Annotated in this window: 6 protein-coding genes; all 6 read left to right on the forward strand. The window is 32.6% G+C overall.

Annotated features, from left to right (window positions below; translation table 11 throughout):
• Window positions 1-726, forward strand: a 726-nt coding sequence (locus ABYI63_RS16935; RefSeq protein ID WP_372758045.1) for a LamG-like jellyroll fold domain-containing protein, incomplete at its 5' end; no start/stop codon positions are given.
• A gap of 178 nt (window positions 727-904) precedes the next feature.
• The gene (locus tag ABYI63_RS16940; protein WP_372758046.1) at window positions 905-1,738 is read left to right on the forward strand and encodes an FKBP-type peptidyl-prolyl cis-trans isomerase; all 834 of its coding nucleotides are present in this window, start codon (window positions 905-907) and stop codon (window positions 1,736-1,738) included.
• Between the two features lie 107 nt (window positions 1,739-1,845).
• The gene (locus ABYI63_RS16945; RefSeq protein WP_372758047.1) at window positions 1,846-2,523 is read left to right on the forward strand and encodes a DUF4377 domain-containing protein; all 678 of its coding nucleotides are present in this window, start codon (window positions 1,846-1,848) and stop codon (window positions 2,521-2,523) included.
• An 86-nt stretch (window positions 2,524-2,609) separates the two neighbouring features.
• Complete coding sequence (locus ABYI63_RS16950) at window positions 2,610-3,245, forward strand: MOSC domain-containing protein (protein ID WP_372758048.1); 636 nt, start codon at window positions 2,610-2,612, stop codon at window positions 3,243-3,245.
• Between the two features lie 68 nt (window positions 3,246-3,313).
• Window positions 3,314-4,273, forward strand: coding sequence for a tRNA dihydrouridine synthase (locus tag ABYI63_RS16955; protein ID WP_372758049.1), 960 nt, complete (start codon window positions 3,314-3,316; stop codon window positions 4,271-4,273).
• A gap of 152 nt (window positions 4,274-4,425) precedes the next feature.
• Window positions 4,426-6,615, forward strand: coding sequence for a radical SAM protein (locus tag ABYI63_RS16960; protein WP_372758050.1), 2,190 nt, complete (start codon window positions 4,426-4,428; stop codon window positions 6,613-6,615).
• Window positions 6,616-7,261 lie beyond the last annotated feature (646 nt).

Below are 7,261 nucleotides of genomic sequence, written 5' to 3' on the forward strand. Positions count from 1 at the left end.
AGTGACGTAATAACAATAGCCAATGACAACTTGTTAAACTTTGAAAACGAAGTAAGTTTTTCAGTATGGATAAAACCAGATTCACAACAAAATGCTATGGTTTTAGGAAAATCAAACTACAGTACTGCTACCAATTATGTTCTAAGAACACAAGCTAACAATTTTATAGAATATGCACACAAAACAAGAAATTTTTCGAACAATAATCCTTTAAACATTGGTCAATGGAATCATATTGCTGTAATTTCCCATTCAACAAGTGAAAGAGAAATTTACGTTAACAATCAATTAACAACTTTTACTTCACAACCAGACTCCTATGGCTTAGTTTCAAATCTTATATCTATTGGAGCAGCTTACCATTTTGGCTCTTATTATGCCGAATTTTTTAATGGCAGTATCGATGATATTAGAATTTATAATATGGCACTTTCTGCCTCAGATGTTTCAAGCTTATACACCAACAATTCCTTAGGTATTAAAAAAAACACATTAGCTCAAAACAATAATTTCTATGTATTTAATAAATGTATTTACTTTAATGAGAACCAAAACCTTTCAGAAATAAACAGTATAACTATTTACAACTTGTTAGCTCAAAAAATATACGAGTCTACTGAAATTCAGAAAGAAAACCCCATAAAATTTCTAAAACAAGGAGTTTACATTTTAAAAGTAGAACACAAAAACAATCTTATAATCACTAAAAAATTCGTGATGCGATAAAAATTCCTATCTCAATAAATAAATGCAAAGCCACTTTTTTTACAAAGTGGCTTTTTTTAAGTATCAGTTAAACAGAATCTTACAAATTAACACTTCAAAAATTAATAATTTTACGCAACCAATGCCTAATTTTACCATCTACTAAACAAAAATCACTTTTAATACTTTAAGGCACTTTATGAAAAATACCATTTTTACACTACTAACTCTAGTTTTATTCACAGCATGTTCGAAGGACGATGAAGCCATAGATTATAGCCAACAAAACGAAGCCGAAATACAAGCTTATTTAGAAGCAAACAATTTAGATGCAGAAAGAAGTAATTCTGGTTTGTATTATATAATTGATGAAGTTGGAACGGGACAAAAACCAATTTCAACTGATAGAGTAAAGGTTAAATATGAAGGTTACCTTACAACTGGAGAAGTTTTTGAAGAATGGGATGAAGACGGATTTTCATTTTTTTTATATCAAGTGATTTCAGGTTGGCAAGAAGGTTTAACTTATTTTAATGAAGGTGGAAGCGGAAAATTAATAATTCCTGCTCATTTAGCCTATGGAAGTTATAATAATGGCATCATCAAAGCAGGTTCTGTTTTAATTTTTGATATTGAATTGATTTATGTGAATTACGAAACCGAAAATGAAGAACAAATTCAAGCTTACCTAACCGAAAATGAATTAACTGCTCAACCTACAGGTACTGGTTTATATTATAATATCCACACTCCGGGAGAGGGAACAACCAAACCAACAACTACCGATAATGTGTCCGTTACTTACAAGGGCCAACTTCTAAATGGTACTGTTTTCGACCAAAGCACAACACCAGTTAGCTTTAATTTGTCTGGAGTTATACCTGGATTTTCTGAGGGACTTACCTTCTTTAATGAAGGCGATGCGGGCACCTTATACATCCCTGCACACTTGGCCTATGGAAACCAGCAATTATCATCAATTCCAATTGGATCTGTCCTTATTTTCGAAGTTAATCTTATTTCAGTTAATTAAAAATACCGCTAATAAAAGTCTTCTAACTGTTAGTTAAAAAACTCTAAAATAGTTTCAAACTTAAAATTAGCATAACTTTTGAAAGGTTTTAAGAAAAATCATAAAACATGGCATTATTAAAAATAGCAATTACAATGTTAGTGTTAGCGGTTGCAAGCACTTCTTGTTCATCAATAAAAACAAGTACGTATTGGGTTAACAGCATGAAAAAAGAATGTGATGCCGGTGCAGGAAAAGCTCAATGCATTCAAGTTTATAAAGGCACTGATTTAGACAAAGCTACTTGGACCAATTTTTATGCACCAATTGAAGGTTTTACATTTGAAGCAGGGTACCTTCAAAAAATAGAAGTTTCAGAAACACCTATAAACAAGGCAAACATACCTGCTGATGCTTCTTCTATACATTATAAACTCATAACGATTTTAGAGAAAAAGGCAGACCATCGCATGGCTTTGCATGACGTTTGGGCTGTAACTCATATTAATAACGAAGCTATTTCAGCTTCAGAAAATGTACCTACTCTAGAAATAAATATCACGGAAATGCGAGTATTTGGAACAGATGGCTGTAATAATTATACAGGTTCAATTAAAAATATCACATCAGATAACATTGAATTTTCTGCTTTGGCTTCTACAAGGAAAATGTGCCCAAATATGCAGGTTTCAGATAAATTTAACCAAGCTCTAAGCAAAACTACTGGTTTTAAAAGGGAAAATTTGAATTTGTTTTTATTCGATAGTCATGGTAATAACTTACTAAGTTTAAAAAAGGTTGATTAATACTCTTTAGCACCAAATAAATTTTCAATTATATTTACAAAAAACCACTTTGCAAAACATCGTGGTTTTTTTATTACTTTTAAGCCATGCAAGTAATCGCTACCAACTTAGCTAAACCAACTACAATTATTTTTGCCGGTCAAGAAGAAACAACTGGTATTTACAAAACCCCTACAAATCAACCCATTTATTTAGGTAAAGACATCGTAAAAGATGACGAAGTATCGGATAGAGAAAATCACAGTGGCGAGTTTAAAGCCTGTTATTTATTTTCAGCAAACCAATATCCTTACTGGAAAAATTTATATCCAAACTTGAATTGGAATTATGGGATGTTTGGTGAAAATTTAACCGTTTCAGACTTAGATGAAACTAAAATACATATTGGAGATATTTATAAATTAGGGTCGGCTTTAGTGCAAATAACCCAGCCTAGAGAACCTTGTTATAAATTCGGCGTAAAATTCGGCACTCAAAAAGTTTTAAAACAATTTGTAAAACATGGGTTTCCTGGAACTTATGTTCGTATTTTAGAAGAAGGTTATGTAAAAACAGGCGACCATTTTCAACTTATTGAAAAAGCTAAAAACAGTTTAACTACGGCTCAATTTTTCAAGCTACTTTTTTCAGAAAACAAAAATCAAAAACACCTAAAATTGGCTTTAAATATAGATGCACTTCCGCAGTATAAAAGAGATAAAATGCTTGATTACATTAAATAATTTTGCAAATCATTTATTACCTACGTAATTGGTAATTACTAGCTATATTTGCATAACTCAATTTATAAATGGCAATCACTTTACTTTCTTCACCATTACAAGGTTTTACCGATTTTAAGTTTCGAAATGCATTTCATCATTATTTTGGCGGCATCGATACGTTTTATGCGCCATACATTCGGTTGGATGGTAAAATGGTTATTAAATCATCCTACCAACGCGATTTACAACCTGAAAACAATGCAACTTTAGAGGTTATACCGCAGGTAATGACCAATAACGCTGATGAGTTTTTATTTGTTGTGAAGTACATTCAGGAACTGGGCTACAAAGAATTGAATTGGAATTTAGGTTGCCCCTACCCGATGGTTACAAAACAAGGCATGGGATCTGGACTTATTTGCAACCCTGAAAAAATAGACCACATTTTAAACCGAGTTCATAATGAAACTGATGTAATTGTTTCCATGAAAATGCGTATGGGTTACGAAAACCCTGAAGAAATTTTAAATGTTTTTCCAATTTTAGATAGTTATCCACTAAAAAACATAGCCATACATGCACGTATTGGAAAACAACTTTACAAAGGTGGCGTGGATTTAGAAGCCTTTCAACGTTGTATTGAAAGCACGAGACACCAACTTTATTATAATGGCGATATTACTTCGGTTGCCAAGTTTAAAGAAATGCAAGAACGTTTTCCTAGTATTAATCATTTCATGATTGGTCGCGGACTCATTGCTGATCCTTTTTTACCAAGTATGATTAAAAACAATACTACCGAATACCCAACCAATAGATGGACCATTTTTAGCGAGTTTCACGATACCATTTACCAACAATACGATGCAGCATTATCTGGCCCGACACCAATAAAAATGAAGATGTTAGGCTTTTGGGAATACTTTTCGCAGTCATTTTCAAACCCTCAAAAAACATATAAAAAAATAAAAAAAGCAAGTAATCCAAGAGCTTACACACAAGCAGTTACCGAAATTTTAAATAACGAAAAAACAATTAACAATTAGCATTCCTAATAAACACCTATTTTCCTATCATCAGTAATAGCGTTTTTTGCTAACTTATTTCTTCAAACTTTAGTTCTCCGCGCCTTTGCGAGATCCAAACCACTTCAAATACAAGTTTTCATTTATATTTGCTATATATTTAATATACCATTTTGAAAGACCTTTTACTCATTACGCCTCCATTTACACAATTAAATACGCCCTACCCGGCTACCACATATTTAAAAGGCTTTTTAAACACTAAAAATATTAGTGCCTTTCAAATGGATTTAGGTATTGAAGTTATTTTAGAGTTGTTTTCTAAAGAAACTTTTCAGGAAATTTTTGATTTAGCTTTTGAAAACAACTTAATTATTTCTGAAAACGCCCAACGTATTTATGCTTTAAAAAACGCATATTTACAGCCTTTAGACGATGTTATTGCGTTTCTTCAGGGTAAAAAACCAAGTTTCGCAAGACAACTTTGTAGTACCGATTTTTTGCCACAAGCATCCCGCTTCAATCAATTAGATGATTTAGAGTGGGCATTCGGCTCTATGGGTATGCAAGATAAAGCCAAACATTTAGCAACGCTATATCTCGAAGATTTATCGGATTTTATTATAGAATGTATCGACCCTAATTTTGGTTTTAGTCGTTATGCAGAACGTTTGGGGCAGAGCGCCAATGCTTTCGATGAGTTATATGCCAATCTACTCGATGTACCAACGTTTATAGATGACATTACATTAAATATTCTTGAAAATAGATTAAAAACAATTCAACCAAAACTGGTATGTTTTTCAGTACCTTTCCCAGGAAATTTATATAGTGCTTTTCGCTGCGCACAATATATAAAAACCAATTACCCAAGTATTAAAATTGCCATGGGTGGAGGCTTCCCGAATACGGAATTACGTTCTTTAACAGACGTAAGAGTGTTTGAGTTTTTCGATTTCATAACTTTAGATGATGGCGAATTACCAATTGAACTTTTATTCAAAGCTGTCACATCGAGCGCAGTCGAGACGTCTTTCAAGCGCACCTTCCTATTAGAAAATGGTACAATTGTTTACAAAAACAACTCAACAAAACCCGAATATAAACAAGCTGAAATTGGCACACCCGATTATTCCGATTTATTACTAACGGAGTACATTTCGGTAATAGAAATTGCAAACCCAATGCACAGCTTATGGAGTGATGGCAGATGGAACAAACTCACCATGGCGCACGGCTGCTATTGGGGCAAGTGTACTTTTTGTGATATTTCCTTAGATTATATAAAAATCTACGAACCTATAGCTGCAAAACTATTAGTAGATAGAATGCAGCAAATTATAGCACAAACTAACGAAACAGGTTTCCATTTTGTTGATGAAGCTGCACCACCATCGTTAATGAAAGCTTTGGCTTTAGAAATTATTAAACGAGGAATAACAGTAACTTGGTGGACAAACATACGATTTGAAAAAAACTTCACCGAAGATTTATGTTTTCTCCTAAAAGCTTCTGGTTGCATTGCCGTTTCTGGAGGATTGGAAGTGGCTTCAGATAGGTTATTAAAACTAATTGACAAAGGTGTAACCGTAGAACAGGTAGCACAGGTTACCCGCAACTTCACTGAAGCTAACATTATGGTACATTCGTATTTGATGTATGGCTACCCAACGCAAACTGTTCAGGAAACCGTTGATAGTTTAGAAATGGTTCGTCAGTTGTTCGAAATTGGTGTCTTACAATCAGGGTTTTGGCATCAATTTGCACTCACCGCTCATAGTCCAATTGGATTAAATCCATCAGAATATAAAATCACTCCAATATATAAAAATATCACCTTTGCTAATAACGATGTTCAATTTACCGACTCAACAGGTATTGACCACAATCTATTTAGCTTCGGATTAAAAAAATCACTTTACAATTTTATGCATGGTATTGGGTTTGATTTGCCATTACAAGAATGGTTTGATTTTAAGATACCAAAAACCAGTATTAAACCCAATTTCATATATGATTGCCTGAAAACAGAACCTAATTTTAATGTAAAACCAACCGCAAAAATTGTTTGGCTTGGTACAAATCCGCAAATTATCGAGCATTCCAAAACAAAAAAAGGGAACACTTTTTATTCACTAAAACTAACCTTTCACAATACAACCAACACCTTTGATATAACATTAGATAAAGATAAAGGCACATGGTTCATAAACATTTTAGAGACTTTAATGCCACAAAACAACCAGTTAAAATCGTTTTCTGAGTTAAAATCCAATTTTGAAACCCAGTTTGAAGATTTTGAATTGTTTTGGTTTTCAAAACCGATAAACATTTTAAGAGAAAATGGATTACTTGTATTGTAACAACAAAACCGCATTGTATTGCGCTTAAACTGAAGTTAAAATTGCCTTAACACAAAAAAACTAAGTTTATTACCTTTGTATTATGAAAAAACAATTCTTTAAATTTCTGGCTAAACTGAATAAATTTATTTTTCCAAGTTATTCCAAAATGAGATTGGATTTGGCAAAGGCAAACAAGCTTCAAATGGCCATAATAGGTTGGAGATGGTTTGTCACTAAAAATGCTTTAGATTGATTTTTGACTAGTCCTAAATATAAGTACGCAAAATTTCATCATTATGAATGAAATAGAAAAGTAATTAGACAATGTTACAAGCCTTTCAAATCAACTATTTTAGGATACTTTATAGGCTAATAAAAGGAACAAATAAAGCTCTATAGCAACCAACACAATATGTGCTATTTCAAAATAATCTGCAAATATTCTGAAAATGAAAAATAAAAAAAGGGCTTACATCTCTGTAAACCCTTATAAATACTAGTGACCTCGACTGGATTCAAACCCATCGTGTAAGTGTCAGTATTTCAATAGCTTAGAAACGTAAAAGATATCAAGGTATCTATATAGCTACCTTTATGATTAAACTAGATTGTCGCAAATTGATTTTCAATCCTTTATAAAGATATAATAAATGCATTCAAAATC

Origin of the sequence: Mariniflexile sp. (assembly GCF_041583155.1) — a bacterium.
GTDB lineage: Bacteria > Bacteroidota > Bacteroidia > Flavobacteriales > Flavobacteriaceae > Mariniflexile.